Source organism: Massilia sp. CFBP9026 (assembly GCF_034045165.1).
Classification (GTDB): Bacteria; Pseudomonadota; Gammaproteobacteria; order Burkholderiales; family Burkholderiaceae_D; genus Telluria; species Telluria arenae.
Window position 1 is genome coordinate 140735 of the sequence record NZ_JAXCWH010000006.1, and the last position, 19731, is coordinate 160465.

The 19731-nt window shown below is 63.0% G+C and carries 22 protein-coding genes; 13 read left to right on the forward strand and 9 right to left on the reverse strand.

What is annotated here, in order from left to right; translation table 11 throughout:
• Positions 1–365 precede the first annotated feature (365 nt).
• Positions 366–1049 carry a Fe2+-dependent dioxygenase gene (locus tag SOM28_RS16090; RefSeq protein ID WP_123069835.1) on the forward strand — a complete coding sequence of 228 codons (684 nt, stop codon included), beginning with the start codon at positions 366–368 and terminating at the stop codon, positions 1047–1049.
• 92 nt (positions 1050–1141) lie between these two features.
• On the opposite strand, the gene acnA is transcribed toward SOM28_RS16090, so the two are convergent.
• From acnA to SOM28_RS16110, 4 genes are all read right to left on the reverse strand, one after another.
• Entirely contained in the window at positions 1142–3850 is a 2709-nt protein-coding gene (acnA, locus tag SOM28_RS16095; RefSeq protein ID WP_123069834.1) for an aconitate hydratase AcnA, read from the reverse strand.
• A 117-nt stretch (positions 3851–3967) separates the two neighbouring features.
• Positions 3968–4516, reverse strand: a complete 549-nt coding sequence (locus SOM28_RS16100) for a hypothetical protein (protein WP_123069833.1) — start codon at positions 4514–4516, stop codon at positions 3968–3970.
• Between the two features lie 7 nt (positions 4517–4523).
• On the reverse strand, positions 4524–5513 hold the full coding sequence (locus SOM28_RS16105) for an HpcH/HpaI aldolase/citrate lyase family protein (protein ID WP_123069832.1): 990 nt from the start codon (positions 5511–5513) through the stop codon (positions 4524–4526).
• Between the two features lie 85 nt (positions 5514–5598).
• Positions 5599–6588 (reverse strand): malate dehydrogenase, encoded by a 990-nt coding sequence (locus SOM28_RS16110; protein WP_123069831.1) that lies wholly within the window; start codon positions 6586–6588, stop codon positions 5599–5601.
• Between the two features lie 320 nt (positions 6589–6908).
• On the opposite strand from SOM28_RS16110, the gene SOM28_RS16115 reads away from it, so the two are divergent.
• The 7 genes from SOM28_RS16115 (at position 6909) to gltA (ending at position 13228) form a co-directional block, all read left to right on the forward strand.
• Positions 6909–7673 (forward strand): GntR family transcriptional regulator, encoded by a 765-nt coding sequence (locus SOM28_RS16115; protein WP_123069830.1) that lies wholly within the window; start codon positions 6909–6911, stop codon positions 7671–7673.
• A 270-nt stretch (positions 7674–7943) separates the two neighbouring features.
• Complete coding sequence (gene sdhC, locus SOM28_RS16120; protein WP_183407442.1) at positions 7944–8369, forward strand: succinate dehydrogenase, cytochrome b556 subunit; 426 nt, start codon at positions 7944–7946, stop codon at positions 8367–8369.
• A 3-nt stretch (positions 8370–8372) separates the two neighbouring features.
• On the forward strand, positions 8373–8741 hold the full coding sequence (gene sdhD, locus SOM28_RS16125; protein WP_109346929.1) for a succinate dehydrogenase, hydrophobic membrane anchor protein: 369 nt from the start codon (positions 8373–8375) through the stop codon (positions 8739–8741).
• A gap of 2 nt (positions 8742–8743) precedes the next feature.
• Positions 8744–10522, forward strand: coding sequence for a succinate dehydrogenase flavoprotein subunit (gene sdhA, locus SOM28_RS16130; RefSeq protein ID WP_123069829.1), 1779 nt, complete (start codon positions 8744–8746; stop codon positions 10520–10522).
• Positions 10523–10570: 48 nt separating this feature from the next.
• Positions 10571–11281, forward strand: a complete 711-nt coding sequence (locus SOM28_RS16135) for a succinate dehydrogenase iron-sulfur subunit (protein ID WP_123069828.1) — start codon at positions 10571–10573, stop codon at positions 11279–11281.
• Between the two features lie 270 nt (positions 11282–11551).
• The gene (locus SOM28_RS16140) at positions 11552–11830 is read left to right on the forward strand and encodes an FAD assembly factor SdhE (protein WP_005666165.1); all 279 of its coding nucleotides are present in this window, start codon (positions 11552–11554) and stop codon (positions 11828–11830) included.
• Positions 11831–11926: 96 nt separating this feature from the next.
• Positions 11927–13228 (forward strand): citrate synthase, encoded by a 1302-nt coding sequence (gene gltA, locus SOM28_RS16145; RefSeq protein ID WP_123067816.1) that lies wholly within the window; start codon positions 11927–11929, stop codon positions 13226–13228.
• Between the two features lie 47 nt (positions 13229–13275).
• On the opposite strand, the gene SOM28_RS16150 is transcribed toward gltA, so the two are convergent.
• A complete protein-coding gene (locus SOM28_RS16150) occupies positions 13276–14070 on the reverse strand; it encodes an AraC family transcriptional regulator (RefSeq protein ID WP_320468712.1) in 795 nt (264 codons plus the stop codon).
• 118 nt (positions 14071–14188) lie between these two features.
• On the opposite strand from SOM28_RS16150, the gene SOM28_RS16155 reads away from it, so the two are divergent.
• The 5 genes from SOM28_RS16155 to gluQRS all read left to right on the forward strand — a co-directional run bounded on the left by SOM28_RS16155 (position 14189) and on the right by gluQRS (position 17824).
• On the forward strand, positions 14189–14821 hold the full coding sequence (locus SOM28_RS16155) for an MSMEG_1061 family FMN-dependent PPOX-type flavoprotein (RefSeq protein ID WP_123067814.1): 633 nt from the start codon (positions 14189–14191) through the stop codon (positions 14819–14821).
• 65 nt (positions 14822–14886) lie between these two features.
• Positions 14887–15573, forward strand: a complete 687-nt coding sequence (locus tag SOM28_RS16160; RefSeq protein ID WP_123067813.1) for a thiol:disulfide interchange protein DsbA/DsbL — start codon at positions 14887–14889, stop codon at positions 15571–15573.
• Positions 15574–15910: 337 nt separating this feature from the next.
• Positions 15911–16318: a nucleoside diphosphate kinase regulator gene (gene rnk, locus SOM28_RS16165; protein WP_123067812.1), complete on the forward strand. Its 408-nt coding sequence runs from the start codon at positions 15911–15913 to the stop codon at positions 16316–16318.
• An 80-nt stretch (positions 16319–16398) separates the two neighbouring features.
• A complete protein-coding gene (locus tag SOM28_RS16170) occupies positions 16399–16890 on the forward strand; it encodes a nuclear transport factor 2 family protein (RefSeq protein WP_123067811.1) in 492 nt (163 codons plus the stop codon).
• A gap of 4 nt (positions 16891–16894) precedes the next feature.
• The gene (gluQRS, locus tag SOM28_RS16175; protein ID WP_320468713.1) at positions 16895–17824 is read left to right on the forward strand and encodes a tRNA glutamyl-Q(34) synthetase GluQRS; all 930 of its coding nucleotides are present in this window, start codon (positions 16895–16897) and stop codon (positions 17822–17824) included.
• Here gluQRS and SOM28_RS16180 read toward each other — a convergent pair.
• The 4 genes from SOM28_RS16180 to SOM28_RS16195 form a co-directional block, all read right to left on the reverse strand.
• Positions 17796–18398 (reverse strand): CHRD domain-containing protein, encoded by a 603-nt coding sequence (locus tag SOM28_RS16180; protein ID WP_320468714.1) that lies wholly within the window; start codon positions 18396–18398, stop codon positions 17796–17798. The two genes, gluQRS and SOM28_RS16180, sit on opposite strands and share 29 nt — an antisense overlap.
• 150 nt (positions 18399–18548) lie before the next feature.
• On the reverse strand, positions 18549–19013 hold the full coding sequence (locus SOM28_RS16185) for a DUF421 domain-containing protein (RefSeq protein WP_320468715.1): 465 nt from the start codon (positions 19011–19013) through the stop codon (positions 18549–18551).
• A gap of 62 nt (positions 19014–19075) precedes the next feature.
• Complete coding sequence (locus SOM28_RS16190; protein WP_123067807.1) at positions 19076–19249, reverse strand: oxidoreductase-like domain-containing protein; 174 nt, start codon at positions 19247–19249, stop codon at positions 19076–19078.
• Between the two features lie 41 nt (positions 19250–19290).
• Entirely contained in the window at positions 19291–19692 is a 402-nt protein-coding gene (locus SOM28_RS16195; protein WP_320468716.1) for a hypothetical protein, read from the reverse strand.
• Positions 19693–19731: the final 39 nt, after the last annotated feature.

Genomic DNA, 19731 nt, shown 5'->3' on the forward strand with positions numbered 1-19731 from the left:
TTTCGAAAGTCCGAGGGGTGATGATAAACCCATATCCCCGGTATTGTAGTTGATTCGGCTACAGGCCATGAACAATGGGTGTCACGAGGGGAGGACCAAAGCCAGATGATCGCCGCGCACGCAAACGCTTGCACAATGCGCGAACAGGGTACATAATGAGAATAATTCTCATTCAAACATGTTTGGGAAGAGCGATTGGAGTGTTCGAGCTGTGTTTCCAGCTTGTGTTGCAGTAGCCGTTGGTGACCGGGAAAGCACTGACGGATGTTTCTCACGGAGTACCACCCCCGCCGGGCAACCGGATTCTGCCCTCCTGACTCTGTCAGGAGGGATTTTTTTGTTGGCTCTACAGCAAGAAGAACGACATGATGCTGCATATTCCCGGCGTGCTGACGCCGGACCAGGTAGCCCATATCCGCGCCCGCATGGCCGGCGCCCCGGAATGGCTCGATGGCCGCGAGAGCGTCGGCCCACAAGGGGCAAAGGTCAAGCGCAATCGCCAGCTGGGCGAGGGCACGCCGCTCGCCGTCGAGCTGGGCCAGATCGTGAGCGCGGCCCTGATGGCGAATCCGACGTTCTTTTCCAGCGCCTTGCCGCTGCGGGTGCTGGCGCCATATTTCAATGCATATAGCGGTGGCGAGCACTACGGTCTCCACGTCGATGGCGCCATCCGCGCCCAGCGTGGCGGTGGGGCACCGGTGCGGGCCGACGTCTCGACCACCGTGTTCCTGAGCGAGCCGGACGAATACGAGGGCGGCGAACTGGAAGTGGTCGACCTGTACGGCACCCACGAGGTCAAGCTGGCGGCGGGCGACGCGATCGTGTATTCGTCGGGCAGCGTGCACCAGGTGCGGCCGGTCACGAGCGGCGAGCGGGTGGCTTCTTTTCTTTGGACCCAGAGCATGGTGCGCGACGACGGCAAGCGCGGGATGCTGTTCGATCTCGATACCCAGATCCAGAAGCTGCGGGCGCAGCATGGGGAGTCGGAGATCACGGTAGGGCTGACGGCGCATTATCACAACCTGCTGAGGATGTGGGCCGAGGTATAAAGGCGATGACGTCAATGTGAAAAGGGCTGGAACCCGCGAGGATCCCAGCCCTTTTTGCCATCAGGCAGCCCGCCGCAGCGGGCCTTCCAGATTTAAGCAGCCAGCAGCTGACGCAGCACGAACGGCAGGATGCCGCCATGCTTGTAGTAGTCGACTTCGATCGGGGTGTCGATACGCAGCAGCACTTTGACTTCTTGCGATTCGCCGTTTTCGCGGTGGATCACCAGGGTCGCCAGTTGTTGCGGCTTGATCTCGCCTTCCAGGCCCTTCAGGTCGTAGGTTTCCTTGCCGGTGATGCCCAGGGTGTCGACGCTGTCGTTGCCGATGAATTGCAGCGGCAGCACGCCCATGCCGACCAGGTTCGAACGGTGGATGCGCTCGAACGAACGCACGATCACCGCCTTCACGCCCAGCAGCTGGGTGCCCTTGGCCGCCCAGTCGCGCGACGAGCCGGTGCCGTATTCTTCGCCGCCGAAGATCATGGTCGGGGTGCCCGCGGCCACGTACTTCATTGCAGCGTCATAGATCGACATCTGTTCGCCGGTCGGCTGGTGCAGGGTGATGCCGCCTTCGACCGCCGAACCGTCAGCCTTGGCCGGGATCATGCGGTTCTTGATACGCACGTTGGCAAAGGTGCCGCGCATCATGATTTCGTGGTTACCGCGGCGCGAACCGTAGGAGTTGAAGTCCGCTTTCAGGACGTTATGTTCCTTGAGCCATTTGCCTGCAGGGCCGTCTTCCTTGATCGAACCGGCCGGCGAGATGTGGTCGGTGGTGATCGAGTCGCCGAACACGCCCAGGGCGCGGGCCGCGGTGATGCTGGTGGCGGCCGCTTTCGGGGTCATCTCGAAGTCGGCGAAGAACGGTGGTTCGGCGATGTAGGTCGATTCAGGCCAGTTGTAGACTTGGCCTTCGGTCGACGACACACGTTCCCACAGCGCGCCTGGGTTGCCCTTGACGTCGGCATAGTTCTTCTTGAAGACTTCCGAATTCATCGCGAAGCGCATCAGTTCGCCGATCTCTTGCGAGGTTGGCCAGATGTCGCCCAGGTAGACGTCGACGCCGTTGCTGTCCTTGCCCACTGGCTCGGTCATCAGGTCTTTCGTCATATTGCCGGCGATCGCGTAGGCGACGACCAGCGGTGGCGAAGCCAGGAAGTTCGAACGGATGTTCGGGTGGATACGTGCTTCGAAGTTACGGTTGCCCGACAGCACGGCCGACGCGACGATGTCGTTCTGGGTGATCGTGGCGTTCAGTTCCGGGGTCAGGTCGCCGGCGTTACCGATGCAGGTGGTGCAGCCGTAGGCGGTCACGCCGAAGCCCAGCTTGTCCAGGTAAGGCAAGAGGCCGGCGGCGGTCAGGTACTCGGTGACCACGCGCGATCCAGGCGCCAGCGACGACTTGATGTGCGGCGCCACGGTCAGGCCGCGCTCGACGGCTTTCTTGGCCAGCAGGCCGGCGGCCAGCAGCACGCTCGGGTTCGAGGTGTTGGTGCACGAGGTGATGGCGGCGATCAGGATGTCGCCGTTTTTCACGCGCACGCCGTTGGTGGTCTCGTAGACCTTGTGCAGGTCGTCCGGGTTCTTGTTGAAGCCGTTCTGGGTGGTTGGCTTGCTGAACAGCTCGGTGAAGTTGTTCTTGACGTTGCCCAGCTCGATACGGTCTTGCGGACGCTTCGGGCCAGCCAGCGAAGGGGTCACGGTCGACAGGTCCAGCTCGACCACGCGGGTGAAGTCGATCTCGCCTTCCTGCGGGATGCCGAACATGCCCTGGGCCTTGTAGTAGCCTTCGAAGGCGGCCAGTTCTTCTTCGGTACGGCCGGTGCCGCGGAAGTAGTCGACGGTCGCTTCGTCCACTGGGAAGAAGCCCATGGTCGCGCCGTATTCAGGCGCCATATTGCCGATGGTCGCGCGGTCGGTGGTCGACAGCGAGCGGGTGCCTTCGCCGAAGAACTCGACGAACTTGCCGACGACTTTTTCCTTGCGCAGCAGTTCGGTGATGGTCAGCACCAGGTCGGTCGCGGTGCAGCCTTCGCGCAGCTTGCCCTTCAGGTTGACGCCGATGACGTCCGGGGTCAGGAAGTAGACCGGCTGGCCCAGCATGCCGGCTTCGGCTTCGATGCCGCCCACGCCCCAGCCGACGACGCCGACGCCGTTGATCATGGTGGTGTGCGAGTCGGTGCCGACCAGGGTGTCAGGGTAGTACACGTCGCCCTGTTTCATGACGCCGCGCGCCAGGTATTCCAGGTTGACCTGGTGGACGATGCCGAAGCCCGGAGGCACGACGCCGAAGGTGTCGAAGGCCTGCATGCCCCACTTCATGAACTGGTAACGCTCGTTGTTGCGCGAGAATTCCAGCTTCATGTTCAGGTCGAGCGCGCCCGGCTCGCGGAAGTGGTCGATGGTGACCGAGTGGTCGACCACCAGGTCGACCGGCACCAGCGGCTCGATCTTCTTGGCGTCGAGGCCCATCTTGGCGGCGACGTTGCGCATCGCGGCCAGGTCGGCCAGCAGCGGCACGCCGGTGAAGTCTTGCAGCACGACGCGGGCCACGACGAACGGGATCTCGTCGGTACGCTCTGCGGTCGCGCCCCAGTTGGCGACTTGCTTGACGTGTTCTTCGGTGACCTTCTTGCCGTCGCAGTTACGCAGCACGGACTCGAGGACGATACGGATCGACACCGGCAGGCGCGACAGGTTCACACCGAGGTTTTCCGCCAGCGCCGGCAGCGAATGGAACTGGCCGCTCTGGCCTGCGCCGATCGGGAATTCCTTCAGTGTGTTCAGAGTGTTGCGAGACATAATCTCTCCTTCAGTGGGAATATTGTTATTTCAACAGCAGCATTCACGGAAATAACGGGCCAGATAACTTCGGGCGACAGAACGGCGCTAACTTCCGGGAAAGTCCGCGCCGCATCTTCAAGTCTTGCTCGCCTCCGGTTCCGCGGTCGCCACGATCGCGGACTGTTCGGCGTTCTTGCATTCATTGGCCAACTGGCGGTTGAGCTTCGAGTCGAGCAGGATGCCCTTGGACGGGATACCGATCCAGATCAGGCCATAGTGCGGATTCTCGAAGCGCAGCGCGCCGGTGGTGGTGCCGATGCGGGCCAGGCGATGCAGGCGCTGTTTCCAGCGCAGCGCGATATGGCTGTCATCGGTATCGTTGGTGTAAATCGTGATTTTGTTGCCGAGTTCGCAAGCGTATTCGGTCACCTTGGTGTCGGTGATGTCCGGCTCGTTGATTTCGAGCGGGTTCGCCGCGACTGCAGCAGCAGCAGCAGCGGCTGCCGCCGCAGCGGCGGCTGCCTGTGCCTTCTTGCTCGGTTTCTTCTTCGCTTGCGCCTTCAGGACCGCTTCCGCTTTCGGATGCTTTTCCTTGGCGACTGCTGCACTTGCCGGCGCGCACACGACGGCAGCCGCGAGCGCGACGGCGCAGGCGGCGATCATTTTCGGGAGGAGGGTGGCCATGGTCGGTTTATTCGCTGTCGGGGAGGTTGACGATTGCGGCAGCGGCATCCGGCAGCGCGAGGCCCGCCAGTTTGGCACGCTGCAACACCGACCAATAATATCGGTAGCTCGCACGGTCGTGCAAGCGGCCATGTTGGGCAATCGGTCCCCAGTCCGCCGCCATGGCCTCGGTCAAGATATTCGTCGCTTCATTGACCTCTGAAAGGCGCGGCGTAAACGCCTTCAGGATTGGCTTGATCTGGTCCGGATGGATGCTCCACATCCGGGTAAAGCCGAATTCGGCGCCGGCGCGCTGGGCGTCGTTGGCGACCGTCGGGCTGTCCTTGATATCGGTCGTGACATTGTGCGACGCCACCTTGCCGTGGGCGTGGCAGGCCGCCACCATCTCGAGCTTGGCGCGCACCACCAGCGGGTGGGTGAACTGGCCTGGCGTCCGCATCGCGCTCGCGGGGATGGCGCCATAGTGGCTCGACACAAAATCCATGATGCCGAACGACAGGCACTCGACCTGGGGCAGGGCGGCGATGTCATACGCTTCGCGCAGCGCGCCATGGGTCTCGACCAGCACGTGCACCGGCAGGTCAGGGCGGCCGGCCGCCTGGGCGTGCTGGTTGATCAGGTCGATCGCGCGCGTGACTTCGATCGCGCTTTCCACCTTGGGCAGCACGATATAGGCCAGGCGCTTGGCCGCGCCGCCGACGATGAATTCGACGTCTTTCGCAAAATGGGGGCTGGCCGGCTCGTGCAGGCGCGCACCGATGCGGTTGAAATGGTTGTCGTCGCTGTTGACGAGTTGCGCCACCAGGATGGCGTGCTCCAGTTCGCTGCCGGCGGTGGCGCCGTCTTCGCAGTCGAAGGTGATGTCGAACAGGGGGCCAAGCTCTTGTTGCAGGGCCATCGATTTGCGCATCAGCTTCTCGGAACCGGCGTAGTGGTCGCAGGCGGGGAGAAGGAGTGGCTGGCGTTTGCCCTGGAATAAAACCTCGGAAGGGTGCATATCTCTCACAACATAAAACGGCCGTGCCAAATAAATGGCACGGCGCGGTCGGCGCACAGCAAATGCCGCGCGCCAGATTCAAAACTTAGCCCAGCAGGTGAGCGACGCCGGCTTTCTCTTCTTCCAGCTCTTTCAGGGTCAGGTTGATGCGCTCTTGCGAGAAGGCATCGATGTCCAGGCCCTGGACGATGGTGTATTCGCCATTCTCGGTGGTAACCGGGAAGCCGAACATGGTGCCTTCTGGGATACCGTAGGAACCATCCGAAGGGATACCCATGGTGGTCCACTTGCCGTTGGTGCCCAGCACCCAGTCACGCACGTGGTCGATCGCTGCGTTGGCAGCCGATGCTGCCGACGACAGGCCGCGCGCTTCGATGATCGCTGCGCCGCGCTTGCCGACGGTCGGCAGGAAGGTGTTGGCGTTCCATTCCTGGTCGTTGATCAGGTCCTTGACGGCTTCGGTGCCAGCGGTGGCGAAGCGGTAATCGGCGTACATGGTCGGCGAGTGGTTGCCCCACACGACCATTTTCTCGATGTCCTTGACAGCCTTGCCGGTCTTGGCGGCCACTTGCGACAGCGCGCGGTTGTGGTCAAGGCGCAGCATGGCGGTGAAGTTCTTGGCTGGCAGGCTAGGGGCCGATTTCATCGCGATGTAGGCGTTGGTGTTGGCCGGGTTGCCGACCACCAGCACCTTGACGTTGCGCGAAGCGACGGCGTCCAGGGCTTTACCTTGCACGGTGAAGATCTGGGCGTTGGCTTCCAGCAGGTCCTTGCGCTCCATGCCTGGGCCGCGTGGGCGGGCGCCGACCAGCAGGGCGACGTCGACGTCCTTGAAGGCGGTCATCGGGTCCGAGTGGGCGGTCATGCCTTCGAGCAGCGGGAATGCGCAGTCGTCGATTTCCATCATGACGCCCTTGAGCGCCTTCTGTGCCTTCTCGTTGTCGATCTCGAGCAGCTGAAGGATGACCGGCTGGTCCTTGCCCAGCATGTCGCCGTTGGCGATGCGGAACAGTAGGGAATAGCCGATCTGGCCGGCCGCGCCGGTGACGGCGACGCGCATTGGGGTTTTAGCCATGATGAATCTCCAAAGTGGGAATGAAAACGGTTTGCGCCGAAGGTCGACGCCGAGCATACGCCTGTTTGGTTACAAATTGCCTTCACTGCGGTTTGATGAAGCTGCAATGATACCAAAAGCGCTCTTCAAGCCTTCAAGGTCGAAAGACGGGTGTCGCGCGCGTACAATGATGGAAGAGTGGCGCCGACTCCCGGTCGGCCATGAGTGTATTCCTCTGCCGTTTGGTCTGTCAATTCAATATCATATGTCTTATATAAGACACATATCTAAAGACCTCTAATACTGGACGGTCATGCACTTTTGTGGTGAAATCGCGGTCTATGAATTCCGCCCCATCCAATCCGGCCCTTGATCCTGTCAGCAGTGGCTCGCCGTCGTTCCGGCCCCTGTACCAGCAGATCAAGGCGCTGATCACCCAGAGCCTGCAGGCCGGTGAGTGGAAACCTGGCGAACTCATGCCGAGCGAAGTCGAGCTGGCGGCCCGTTTCAAGGTCAGCCAGGGCACCGTGCGCAAGGCGATCGACGAACTGGCTGCCGAAAACCTCGTGCTGCGGCGCCAGGGCAAGGGCACCTTCGTTGCCAGCCACGCCGAAGAGCGCGCCCATTTCCGCTTCCTGCGACTGATGCCAGACGAAGGGCTCCCCCATCATCCGGAGAACCGCTTCCTCGAGGTCAAGCGCATCCGTGCGCCGGCCGAGGTCGCGCGCCTGCTCGATCTCAAATCGGGCGACGCCGTGGTCTACATCAAGCGCGTGCAATCGTTCGACGGCCAGCCGACTATCCTGGAAGAGCTGTGGCTGCCGGGCCAGCTGTTCAAGGGCCTGAGCGCGGAGCGGCTGCAGGAATACAAGGGCCCGATGTACGGCCTGTTCGAAACCGAGTTCGGCACGCGCATGATCCGCGCGACCGAGAAGATCCGTGCGGTGTCGGCCGACGCGGCCACGGCCGAGCACCTGAAGGTGGCGCCCGGCACGCCGCTGCTGTTGGGCGAGCGGGTGTCGTTCACCTACGGCGACAAGGCCGTCGAGCTGCGCCGCGAGCTGTACTCGACCGTGAAACACCATTATTTGAACGAATTGTCGTGAGGAGAATAAAGCTGAAAACAGCCGAGTAAATATTCTCTGTTTTCTGTCTTTTCAAATAGTTCGGAAAATAGCCAAATGGGATAAAACTCCCCTCTGCGGCAATCGCACGAATGCGATTAAAATATATTGGTTTTGGGTACGCGACGGACATGACCCGGTTCGCCGCTCGCTGTCCCGCTGGCCTGGTCCCACTTTCCCGGACCAGGACGTGAAATCGGCAAGAATGCAGGGTTCATACAAAAATTTGTCATAAATGGGAGGTGTACCATCATGTCGGAAGCCGTGAGAGAAGCAAGCAAGAAAGGGCGGCCGGTGTATCGCAACGTCGGAATCGGCGATATCACGACGAAATATCGCATGCCGCCGTCGGCGATCGTGTCGATCCTGCACCGCGTCAGCGGCGCCGGACTGTTCCTGATGCTGCCGTTCCTGCTGTATTTGTTCCAGCAGAGCCTGCTGTCGGAATCGACGTTCGGCTACTTTGCCGGCATCGTGTCGCACCCGCTGGTCAAGATCATCCTGCTGGGCCTGTCGTGGGCTTACCTGCACCACTTCACCGCCGGCATCCGCCACCTGTTCATGGACAATCACTTTGCCCTGGACAAGGACGCTGCCCAGAAGACCGCGCGCTGGGTGCTGATCATCAGCCTGCTGCTGACCGCGCTGGTCGGCCTGAAACTGTTCGGAGTGTTTTAAATCATGGCAACGAAGAATAATATCGGCCCACGCCGCATGGTCGTCGGCGCCCACTACGGCTTCCGCGACTGGCTGGCGCAGCGCGTCACCGCCATCGTCATGGCGATCTACACGGTCGTCCTGCTGGTCTCCTTCCTGACCGGCCAGAATTTCACCTATGAAGGCTGGGCCGGCCTGTTCGCCCAGCAGTGGTTCAAGCTGTTCTCGCTGGTGACCTTCCTGGCGCTGTACTACCACGCCTGGGTCGGCATCCGTGACATCTGGATGGACTACGTCAAGAACGCAGGCCTGCGCCTGCTGCTCCAGCTCGCAACGATCTTCTGGCTGATCGCCTGCGCCGCCTGGACCGTGCAAATTCTGTGGAGTGTGTAATCGTGGCAGCAATCAAAACTGCAATTCCAACCCGTCGTTTTGACGCGGTCATCGTGGGCGCCGGCGGTTCCGGCATGCGCGCCTCGCTGCAACTGGCCGAAGCCGGCCTGAACGTTGCGGTCCTGTCGAAAGTCTTCCCGACCCGCTCGCACACCGTCGCGGCGCAGGGCGGCATCGGCGCCTCGCTGGGCAATATGAGCGAAGACGACTGGTACTGGCATATGTTCGACACCGTCAAGGGTGGCGACTACCTGGGCGACCAGGATGCGATCGAATTCATGTGCCGCGAAGCACCGAAGGTCGTGTACGAGCTGGAACACTTCGGCATGCCGTTCGACCGCAATCCCGACGGCACCATCTACCAGCGTCCGTTCGGCGGCCACACCGCGAACTTCGGCGAAAAGCCGGTCCAGCGCGCCTGCGCCGCGGCCGACCGTACCGGCCACGCGCTGCTGCACACCCTGTACCAGCGTAATGTCCGCGCCCGCACCCACTTCTTCGTCGAGTGGATGGCCCTGGATGTCATCCGCGACGCCGACGGCGACGTGGTTGGCGTGATGGCCCTGGAAATGGAAACCGGCGACGTGATGATCCTGGAAGCGAAGACCACCATCTTCGCCACTGGCGGCGCAGGCCGCATCTTCGCCGCCTCGACCAACGCCTTCATCAACACCGGCGACGGCATGGGCATGGCGGCGCGCGCCGGCCTGCCGCTGCAAGACATGGAGTTCTGGCAGTTCCACCCAACGGGTGTCTCGGGCGCCGGTGTCCTGATCACCGAAGGTGTGCGCGGCGAGGGCGGTATCCTGATCAACTCGAACGGCGAACGCTTCATGGAGCGCTATGCGCCGACCCTGAAGGATCTGGCGCCGCGCGACTTCGTGTCGCGTTCGATGGACCAGGAGATCAAGGAAGGCCGCGGCTGCGGTCCGAATAAAGACCACGTGCTGCTGGACCTGCGCCACATCGGCAAGGACACCATCGAGAAGCGCCTGCCTTCGATCCTGGAAATCGGCCACAAGTTCGCCAACGTCGACGCGACCAAGGAACCGATTCCTGTCGTCCCGACCATCCACTATCAGATGGGCGGCATCCCGACCAATATCCACGGTCAAGTGGTCGCGCCTGACGGCGCCGGCGGCCAGAAAATCGTCAACGGCCTGTACGCGATCGGCGAATGCGCCTGCGTCTCGGTCCACGGCGCGAACCGCCTGGGCACCAATTCGCTGCTCGACCTGGTGGTGTTCGGCCGCGCGGCCGGCAACCACGTCGTCGCGTCGAACCTGAAGCAGAAGTCGAACAAGCCGCTGCCAGCGGACGCAGCCGACTTCGCCCTGGCGCGCCTGAACAAGCTCGAGACCTCGGTCGGCGGCGAAAAAGTGCAGCACGTCGCCAACGACATCCGCGCCACGATGCAGAAATACTGCGGCGTGTTCCGTACCCAGGAACTGCTGGAGACGGGCGTCAAGGAAATCATGAAGCTCGACGAGCGTCGCAAGCACGTGTCGTTCCAGGACAAGTCGAAGGTGTTCAACACCGCCCGCGTGGAAGCGCTGGAACTCGACAACCTGATCGAGACCGCCAAGGCGACCATCGTGTCGGCAGCGGCGCGTCCGGAATCGCGCGGCGCCCACGCCCACAGCGACTTCCCGAACCGCGACGACGCGAACTGGATGAAGCACACGCTGTGGTTCTCGGAAAGCAACCGCCTCGAGTACAAGCCCGTGGTGCAAAAACCGCTGACCGTCGAGACCTTCAAGCCGAAGGCCCGTACTTTCTAATATTTTCCATGGCCGGAACCGATGTTCCGGCCGAGAACAGGTAATCAAATGGCACGCACCGTCCAACTGAAAATCTACCGCTACGATCCGGACAAGGATTCGAAGCCCTATATGCAAGACGTGACCGTCGAGCTGAAAGACACCGACAAGATGCTGCTGGACGCCCTGCAGCGCATCAAGTCGGACGTCGACGATTCGCTGGCCCTGCGCCGCTCGTGCCGCGAAGGCGTGTGCGGTTCGGACGCGATGAACATCAACGGCAAGAACGGCCTGGCCTGCACCACCAACCTGAACGAGCTGACCCAGCCGATCGTGCTGCGTCCTCTGCCGGGCCTGCCGGTGGTGCGCGACCTGATCGTCGACATGACCAACTTCTTCAAGCAGTACAACTCGGTCAAGCCGTACCTGATCAACGATTCGATCAAGCCCGAGAAAGAGCGCCTGCAGTCGCCCGAAGAGCGCGAAGAGCTCGACGGCCTGTACGAATGCATCCTGTGCGCCTGCTGCTCGACCTCGTGCCCGTCGTTCTGGTGGAACCCGGACAAGTTCGTCGGCCCGGCCGGCCTGCTGCAAGCGTATCGTTTCATCGCCGACTCGCGCGACGAAGCGACCAACGACCGCCTGGACAACCTGGAAGATCCTTACCGCCTGTTCCGCTGCCACTCGATCATGAACTGCACGGACGTGTGTCCGAAGGGCCTGAATCCGAACAAGGCGATCGGCAAGATCAAGGAACTGCTGGTTCGTCGCGCCATTTAATTGGCGCCATGCATGCGGCGGCCCGGATGGCGCCGCATGTGGTGTGCAGACGTGCGTTGAGCGCGGGCGTTGGTTGGACGCGTGGACGGGGAACCCGTCCACGCTACAGCCTCAGTCAACGTAGGGTGGACGGCTCTGCCGTCCACGCGTTCGACGCACGTGTGCATCACCCGTTTTGGCACTAAATATGCCGAAGCAATACAGTAAAAGTACCGTACTGCCGAATCGCGGCAGCCGGAGTATGATGTCGAACCCACAACGGACTCTAGTGTGAAACCTAGTGCAAACGCGCATCAATCCGATCCCGCCAACCGTGCCCGCCTGCGTTGGCGCGCACGCCGGGGATTGCTCGAGAACGATCTGATTCTCACGCGCTTTCTCGATGCGCACGAAGAAGAACTGACCGACGAAGAGGTCGATGCGCTGACCCGTCTGCTCGATCTGGCGGACAACCCGTTGATGGATCTGCTGCTGGGACGCTCCGAGCCTTCCGGCGAAGTCGACCTGCCGCATGTGCGTGCCTTGTTGGCGCGGTTGCGGCAAGCGTAAGCGAAATTGGGCATCCGGTCTGCCTCGCGGGCTGGTCGCGGCGCCCTCCGGTTTCGTTTTATTTTGTAGAACCCACTCCCACAAGAAGGAAGTGCCATGAACATCTCTGATACCAAAGCCACCCTGTCGTTCTCGGACGGCAGCCCGTCGGTCGACATGCCAATCTACAAGGGCACCATCGGCCCGGACGTCGTCGACATCCGCAAGCTGTATGCCCAGACCGGCAAGTTCACCTACGATCCTGGCTTCATGTCGACCGCCGCTTGCAACTCGAGCATCACCTACATCGACGGTGACAAGGGCGAGCTGCTGTACCGCGGCTACCCGATCGAGCAACTGGCCGTCAACTGCGACTTCCTGGAGACCTGCTACCTGCTGCTGAACGGCGAACTGCCGAACGCGGAGCAGAAGGCGACGTTCAGCGACACCGTGACCAAGCACACGATGATCCACGAGCAGATGAACTTCTTCTTCCGTGGCTTCCGCCGTGACGCGCACCCGATGTCGGTGCTGGTCGGCACCGTCGGCGCGCTGGCCTCGTTCTACCACGATTCGCTGGACATCAACGATGCCAAGCAGCGCGAAATCTCGGCGATCCGCCTGATCGCCAAGCTGCCGACGCTGGCCGCGATGGCCTACAAATACTCGATCGGCCAGCCGTTCATGTACCCGCGCAACGACCTGTCGTACAGCGCCAACTTCATGTACATGATGTTCGGTAACCCGTGCGAAGAGTACAAGGTCAACGACGTGCTGGTGCGCGCCCTGGACCGCATCCTGATCCTGCACGCGGACCACGAGCAGAACGCATCGACCTCGACCGTCCGCCTGGCCGGTTCGTCGGGCGCCAACCCGTTCGCCTGTATCGCAGCCGGCATCGCCTGCCTGTGGGGCCCTGCCCACGGCGGCGCCAACGAAGCGGCACTGAACATGCTGAAAGAGATCGGCTCGGTCGAGAACATCCCTGCCTTCATCGAGAAGGTCAAGGACAAGAACTCGGGCGTGAAGCTGATGGGCTTCGGTCACCGCGTGTACAAGAACTTCGACCCACGCGCCAAGCTGATGCGCGAAACCTGCCACGAAGTGCTGAACGAGCTGGGCCTGCAGGACGACCCACTGTTCAAGCTGGCGATGGAACTGGAAAAGATCGCCCTGAACGACGAATACTTCGTGTCGCGCAAGCTGTACCCGAACGTCGACTTCTACTCGGGCATCGTGCAATCGGCGCTGGGCATCCCGACCTCGATGTTCACCGGCATCTTCGCCATGGCCCGTACCATCGGCTGGATCGCCCAGTGGAACGAAATGATCGCCGATCCGGAACAGAAGATCGGCCGTCCACGTCAGCTGTTCATCGGTTCGCCGGTGCGCGACGTGCCAGCGATCGACAAGCGTTAATTACAACGCGGCGTCATCGGGAAGCGGGCTTTGGCCCGCTTTTTTTTTCAGTCTGCCAGCAGGCGCTGCTGGTACACGCTCGGCGTACAGTCGAACGCCTGCTTGAACACGGCGATGAAGGCGCTGGCTGTGGAATAGCCCAGGTCGAGCGCCACCGTCCCCACCGGGCTGCCCGCGGCCAGCATCTCGAGCGCGCGCATCAGTCGTGCGCGCTGGCGCCAGGCGCTGAAGGTGAAGCCGGTCTCAAGCACAAAACGCCGGCTCAGCGTGCGGCTGCCGAGCGCGCCCCAGGCCGCCCATTCATCGAGGTCGCGCGTCGATGCCGGATCGTCGACCAGCGCGCCGGCAATGCGCTGCAGGCGCGCATCCCGCGGCATCGGCAGCCCCAGCGGTTCTGGCGGCAGGCCGCGGATCTCGTCCATGATCACGCCGGCAATGCGTTCCTGCGCCGGCGACAGGGGCTGGTAGCGGTCGAGCGGCCAGGTAGCGGCGCGCATCACCGCCTCGCGCAGCAGGTTCGAGATGCGGATGGTGCAGGGGGAGGCGGGCAGCTCGCCGCACACGCTTTCCGCCACATAGGCGCCCCAGCCTTCGAACGGTCCGTGCGAACGCGCCGAATGCATGTGGTGCGGCGGCAGCCAGACGGCGTGCACCGACGGCACGACCCAGACCGCGTCGTCAACGCCGATCGTCAGCAGGCCGCGCATCGAGGCGAACAACTGGCCGCGCGCATGCGAATGCGGCGCCGACTGGCGCATGGCGTCGTCGCGTCCGGCGGCGACGATGACGGGAGGGCCGTCGGCCCAGTTGACCAGTCCATGGTCGACGATGAAGGTACTCATGCGTGGCTTTCAGACGCAAATCATGGCGTCATTTCGTTATTCGATGGCGCCGCTATCGTACAGCTGCCACGAATCCCGATGCTACAGTGCTTCCATCCCCATCACAAGGAGCAAGAGCATGTCCACGTTGGCAGCATTTCCGGCCGTTCCCGGCGGCGTCGATCTCGACTCCCTGTACGCGCCGCCGGCCGAGCGTATCCAGAAAGCCGTGCTCGACCGCCTGGTCGACGTGCACGAGGATTACCTGAAGGTCGCCACCTTCTTTTGCCTGGCCACGGCCAGCGGCAATGGTCTCGATGCCTCGCCGCGCGGCGGGCCGCCCGGCTTCGTGCGCGTGCTCGATCCGTACACCGTCGCCTTCGCCGACTGGCCCGGCAATAACCGCATTGAATCGATGCGCAATCTGCAGCAGGACGAACGTGTCGGCATGCTGTTCCTGTTTCCCGGCCTGGACGTGTTCTTGCGCATCAACGGCATCGCGCGCGTCAGCGCCTGGCCCGATCTGCTGGCGACCCTGGCGGAACAGGGCAGGACGCCGAAGACGGCGACCGTCGTGCGCCTGAACGAAGTGCTGTTCCATTGCGGGAAGGCGGGCAACCGCGCACGCCTGTGGGAGCAGGAAAGCCTGGTCGACCGGAGCAAGGTGCCCACGCCCGGCCAGATGATGGCCAGGCTCACCGGCATCTCGAAGGAAGAGGGCGCCCAACTCGATACACACTATGCCCACGCGGTGCGGCACGACCTGTATTAGCCGGCAGTCGCGGCATGAAAAAGTGGTAATCTCGCCTTCGTCCACTTATTTGCCGAAGGAAAGATATGCGTCTTATGCGTTTTGCCCCGTATTTTGCCCCGCATTTTGTCCTGGTTGCGGCCGCACTGGCTGCGGGTGTCGCCAACGCGTCGCCCACCGACCCGCGCAACGGCGCCGAGTTCACCACCCTGGCACAGCCGCAGGCAACCCAGGCTGTGGGCAAGAAGGTCGAAGTGATCGAGTTCTTCGCCTACCACTGCGGCGCCTGTAACGCATTCGAGCCGACCCTCGTCAACTGGGCGAAGAAGCAGGGCGACAATATCGTCATGCGCCGCATCCCGCTGCCGTTCCAGGGTCCGCTTGACCCGGAAGCGCGCCTGTTCCTGACACTGGAAGCGATGGGCAAGCTCGATGAATACCACCACCGCGTGTTCCGCGCCGTGCACGTCGAACGCAAGCGCCTGATGAAGGACGACGACATCATTTCCTGGGCCGCGGCCAATGGCCTGGACAAGGCGAAATTCATGGGAGCGTGGAACTCGTTCGGCGTGCAGACCAGGCTCAAGCGCCTGTCGCAGATCGCCAGCGCCTACAAGGTGAGCGGCACGCCGACCGTGGTCATCGACGGCAAGTATGTCGTGTCGCCCGATGCGGTGCGGCAAGCCAACAAGATCCAGGACGTGGGCCAGTTGATGACGGCCACCGGCCAGGTGCTCGACGCCCTCGTGAGCAAGGCTGCCGCCAGCAAGTAAATAAACGATCGTCCAGATCAGCCGCCGGTTGACTGGACGACAAAGCGGGCTATACTGCGCTAATCGTCCCAGCCGCCCGCCATGAATCCATTCTGCCTGCCACCGTTTGACACCGCATCGCCCCTTGGCGATGGCGGCGTGTGCGCGCGCGTGGCATCGCGCCGAGCGGCGCACCTTGTCAGCATCGACCTCGCCCGGCTTTCCCGGGCTCGGTGAGGAACACGGCAGGCCAGCGCCTGTCCATCCTCCCGGGCCGCCTCCATTCACTGAATCGCCGCATCGACCATGCGGCGCCGTCATCATTCTTGACCTTATCCGGTCATTTTGTGGAGAACACATGAAACCTTCCATCGTCGTATCCTGGCTCGACCTCGAGCGTCTCGAACGCATCCTCGACCGCCTTCCCGCCGCGCAAGCCAATGCGCGCGACGCCCTGCTGAGCGAACTCGAGCGTGCTGAGATGGTCGAGCCGTGGGACATGCCGCCCGACGTCGTCACGATGAACTCGCGCGTGCGCTTCCGCTTCGCCGGCTCGGACGAAGACGTGACGATGACCCTGAGCTACCCGAAGGATATGAAGGACAGCGGTGAGCAATTGTCGGTGCTGACACCGGTCGGCACCGCCTTGCTGGGCTTGCGCGTCGGCGCCAGCATCACCTGGCAACGCCCGGGCGGCGGCACCTTCGAGGCCATCGTGCTCGACATCGACTACCAGCCGGAACGGGCAGGGGAGCTGCATCGATAGCGGGGGCTGAGCGTGGTGTGTTGTTCGCACATTTGCATGTGTACAATAACTGCGCTCAAACTCTATCGAAGGGACTTTTCGTGAAACGCTTCCTGACCGCCTGCTTGCTGTGCCTGGGCCTGATTGGCGCTGCCAACGCCGCCACCGATGCCGAACTGACGAAGCAGGTCAACGCCTTCGTCGACGGCTGGCATGACGACGCGGCGAACACGCGGATGGCTTATTTCGACAAGATCGCCAAGGACGGTGTCTATATCGGCACCGACCGCAGCGAGTTGTGGACCCGCGACGAATTCAAGGCCTGGTCGAAGAAGTATTTCGACGCCAAGTCGGCCTGGACTTTCAAGGCGACCCGCCGCAACGTCTATGCTTCCGCCGACAAGTCGATGATCTGGTTCGACGAATTACTCGATACCAAGAACATGGGCCATGCGATGGCGAGCGGCGTGATCCGCAAGACGGCCAAGGGCTTTGAGATCGTGCATTACCAGCTGTCGGTCGCCGTGCCGAACGAAGTGGTCGATCAAGTTACCGGCATCATCGCCGAGCACGAAAAGAAGGCCAAGAAGTAAGCAAGTGAACCCAGCTTATATCGGCCGCTTCGCCCCATCGCCCTCCGGCCCGCTGCACGCCGGTTCGCTGGTGGCGGCGCTGGCCAGCTACCTCGACGCCCGCTGGCACCAAGGCACATGGCTGGTGCGCATCGAAGACGTCGACGAGGACCGCAGCGTGCAAGGTGCGGCCGAGGGCATCCTTGCGCTGCTCGATGCGCTGGGCATGCATGCCGACGGCGAGATCGTCTGGCAAAGTCATCGCAAGGACCTGTACCAGGCGGCGGCCGAGCGAATCGCGCAAGACACCTACCCCTGCGGCTGCAACCGGCGCGAGATCGCCGATTCGCGCCTTGGCTTCGCACCAGACGGCGCGGCGATCTACGCCGGCACCTGCCGCCATGGCCTGGGGCCGGACCGCACCATGCGCAGCCTGCGCGTGCGCGTGCCCGAGGCCGGCCTTGACGAGATCACCTTCACCGACCGCTTCGCGGGCAAGGTCACGCAGCACCTGGCGCGCGACTCGGGCGACTTCGTCCTGAAGCGCGCCGATGGCTTCTGGGCCTATCAGCTGGCGGTGGTGGTCGACGATGCCGAGCAGGGCGTGACCGACGTCGTGCGCGGCGCCGACCTGCTCGATTCGACGCCGCGCCAGATATTCCTGCAGCGCCTGCTGGGCGTGCCGACGCCGCGCTACCTGCACGTGCCGGTGGTGCGCAACGAGAACGGCGAGAAATTGTCTAAGCAGACCGGTGCCCTGGCAGTGACGGCGGGGGACGAACCCGCCGCCGTCGCCGCGCTGCTGGCATCGGCCCGCTTCCTTGACCTTGACCTGGAAGGTGCGCCGCCGCGCACGCGCGACGCCTTCTGGCAGGCGGCAATCCCTGCCTGGGGCCGCCTGCTGGCGCGCCGCGCAGCTGCGCAGACTACTTCGCCAGGCGCTTCTGCGGAGTAAAGCGGCGCCGCGCCAGCAGCGCCAGCATGCCCAGGCCCAGCCCCATCATCGCCCAGGTGTGCGGCTCGGGAATCGGGGCCGCGACCGCGAAGCCTCGGATTTCGCCGCCCGTATAGCGCGCGGTATGGATGTTGACATACGCCTGGTTGCCGTTGAACGCATCGATCAGCGCGCCGCTGGCCAGCTGCGGCGTGCCGCCGTTGGCGGCCAGGAAGTCGGGATTGTAGGTTGCTGGGTCGCCCAGGTCGAAGCTGGCCGTATAGGCGCCGGCCGTGACCTGCAGCGGGAAATCGTTGAAGGGAATGGCGACCGGCGCTACACCGCCGAAGGCGTCCACCGTGCAGCAGTGGATATGCGCGCTGATGGTCGGGCTGGACAGGTCGCGGAACGGCACCTCAGCGCGCAAGATGAGGTCGTCGATCTCGAAGGCCGAGACGCTCGATCCCGGCGAACCGTTGGGAATGTCTTCGGCGGGGCCGCTGGCAACCGCGCGGTAATAGACCGGCGCGGCCTGGCTGGTGGCGGCGGCCAGGGTCGACGCGGCCAGCGCCAGAACGGTAAGGGCTCGTTTCATGGGAACCTCCTGAACAGGAAAGAAACCAATCGCGCCGCCGGATTGGCGGCAGTGCCCAAAAAATTAGCACAGCAGGATTGGGCCGCCCACACCGTACGGGAGATTAAAGGCTGCTGAGAAATCTCGGCAGTTCAGGCAAGTGCGACATGGCTATTGAGGTTTGCGCAGGATGCTGATCTGCCCATCCGCTTCGAGGAAGGCGCATTTCATCTCGGGACGCGGACAGTCGGCCTCGCGCAGCGCTACTTCGACGTCGCTTTCGGAGAGACGGCAGCGCTTCATGACCTTGTCGAAGAACACACCATCGCGGCCGATCAGCACGGGGCTGCCCTCGATGATTTCCTCGAGCTTCCTGCTGCGTGAAGTGGTGAAGGCGAACAGCACGGTCAGCGCGACCAGGGTCGCAGCGATGATCAGGCCACCGAACAGCGATTCGTCGCCGCCGGTCATCGAGTTGGATACCGCCTCCGACAGCAGCATCACCACCAGCAAGTCGAACGGCGTGAACTGGCCGACGGTGCGGCGGCCGGACAGGCGCATCATGATGAGGAGCGCGCAATACACGATGGCGCCGCGCGCAATCAGTTCCCACCATGGAAGATCGAGACCAAACATGAGCCCTCCGCAGGCATGACACGGTTCAGCTCATTGTAATCAATCTATTAACATTGCGACTTTCAGTTGGGCGGTGCTTGCGCCGCTTCCCATGCCGCCAGCGCGGCCTCATAGCGCGCCAGCGCGTCCTCGTACAGGTCGAAGACGCAGGGCACGCAGCCGCTGCGGCAGCAATCGTCGAGGTCGGGCGCGACGGGCGGTTCAGGGCGGGGGCTGGTCGGGGCGGGTGACGTCATTTGCCCAGCATAGAGGATGCCGGGCCTGGCGTCGACCGCGCTCAATCCGCGCGATGGTAGCTGCGCAGGTGAAACACCATCTTGCCGCCTTCGTTCTCGCACACGCCGCCCATGCCTTCGCCGGGACGCATGGTCAGGTTCAGCCTGGTGCCATCGACCTTGCCCTGGCAGGCCGCGTGGAAGGCGGCGGGAATGTCGGGCAGGTCGATTTCGGGTGGCGCCGGCGGCGCCGGTGGGGCGGGGCGGGCCGGCGTGGCTGGCGCCGCTTGGCCGACGATCGCAGGCGGGGCCGGTGGCGCGGGTGGAGCGGGAGGCGCGGGCGGCACCGGCGGCTTGGGGCATTTGCCGCGCGCCGCCTCGCATACATAGTGGATGCTGGCGTCGGCAGCGGTGGCGCCCAGCGCGAGCATGGTGGCCAGGATCAGCGGAATGGTTTTTTGCATGGTTTTTCTCCTCGGTGGCGATGAACACCATCGTGCCTC

Bases quoted from the DNA above. Each gene is read 5' to 3' on its own strand.
- sdhC (WP_183407442.1), top strand. From the start codon at position 7,944: ATGTCGGAAGCCGTGAGAGAAGCAAGCAAGAAAGGGCGGCCGGTGTAT.
- SOM28_RS16150 (WP_320468712.1), bottom strand. From the start codon at position 14,070: ATGAGTACCTTCATCGTCGACCATGGACTGGTCAACTGGGCCGACGGC.
- SOM28_RS16135 (WP_123069828.1), top strand. From the start codon at position 10,571: ATGGCACGCACCGTCCAACTGAAAATCTACCGCTACGATCCGGACAAG.
- SOM28_RS16195 (WP_320468716.1), bottom strand. From the start codon at position 19,692: ATGCAAAAAACCATTCCGCTGATCCTGGCCACCATGCTCGCGCTGGGC.
- gltA (WP_123067816.1), top strand. From the start codon at position 11,927: ATGAACATCTCTGATACCAAAGCCACCCTGTCGTTCTCGGACGGCAGC.
- SOM28_RS16190 (WP_123067807.1), bottom strand. From the start codon at position 19,249: ATGACGTCACCCGCCCCGACCAGCCCCCGCCCTGAACCGCCCGTCGCG.
- SOM28_RS16090 (WP_123069835.1), top strand. From the start codon at position 366: ATGATGCTGCATATTCCCGGCGTGCTGACGCCGGACCAGGTAGCCCAT.
- SOM28_RS16100 (WP_123069833.1), bottom strand. From the start codon at position 4,516: ATGGCCACCCTCCTCCCGAAAATGATCGCCGCCTGCGCCGTCGCGCTC.
- sdhD (WP_109346929.1), top strand. From the start codon at position 8,373: ATGGCAACGAAGAATAATATCGGCCCACGCCGCATGGTCGTCGGCGCC.
- SOM28_RS16115 (WP_123069830.1), top strand. From the start codon at position 6,909: ATGAATTCCGCCCCATCCAATCCGGCCCTTGATCCTGTCAGCAGTGGC.
- rnk (WP_123067812.1), top strand. From the start codon at position 15,911: ATGAAACCTTCCATCGTCGTATCCTGGCTCGACCTCGAGCGTCTCGAA.
- SOM28_RS16185 (WP_320468715.1), bottom strand. From the start codon at position 19,013: ATGTTTGGTCTCGATCTTCCATGGTGGGAACTGATTGCGCGCGGCGCC.
- SOM28_RS16160 (WP_123067813.1), top strand. From the start codon at position 14,887: ATGCGTCTTATGCGTTTTGCCCCGTATTTTGCCCCGCATTTTGTCCTG.
- SOM28_RS16105 (WP_123069832.1), bottom strand. From the start codon at position 5,513: ATGCACCCTTCCGAGGTTTTATTCCAGGGCAAACGCCAGCCACTCCTT.
- SOM28_RS16110 (WP_123069831.1), bottom strand. From the start codon at position 6,588: ATGGCTAAAACCCCAATGCGCGTCGCCGTCACCGGCGCGGCCGGCCAG.
- SOM28_RS16180 (WP_320468714.1), bottom strand. From the start codon at position 18,398: ATGAAACGAGCCCTTACCGTTCTGGCGCTGGCCGCGTCGACCCTGGCC.
- SOM28_RS16155 (WP_123067814.1), top strand. From the start codon at position 14,189: ATGTCCACGTTGGCAGCATTTCCGGCCGTTCCCGGCGGCGTCGATCTC.
- acnA (WP_123069834.1), bottom strand. From the start codon at position 3,850: ATGTCTCGCAACACTCTGAACACACTGAAGGAATTCCCGATCGGCGCA.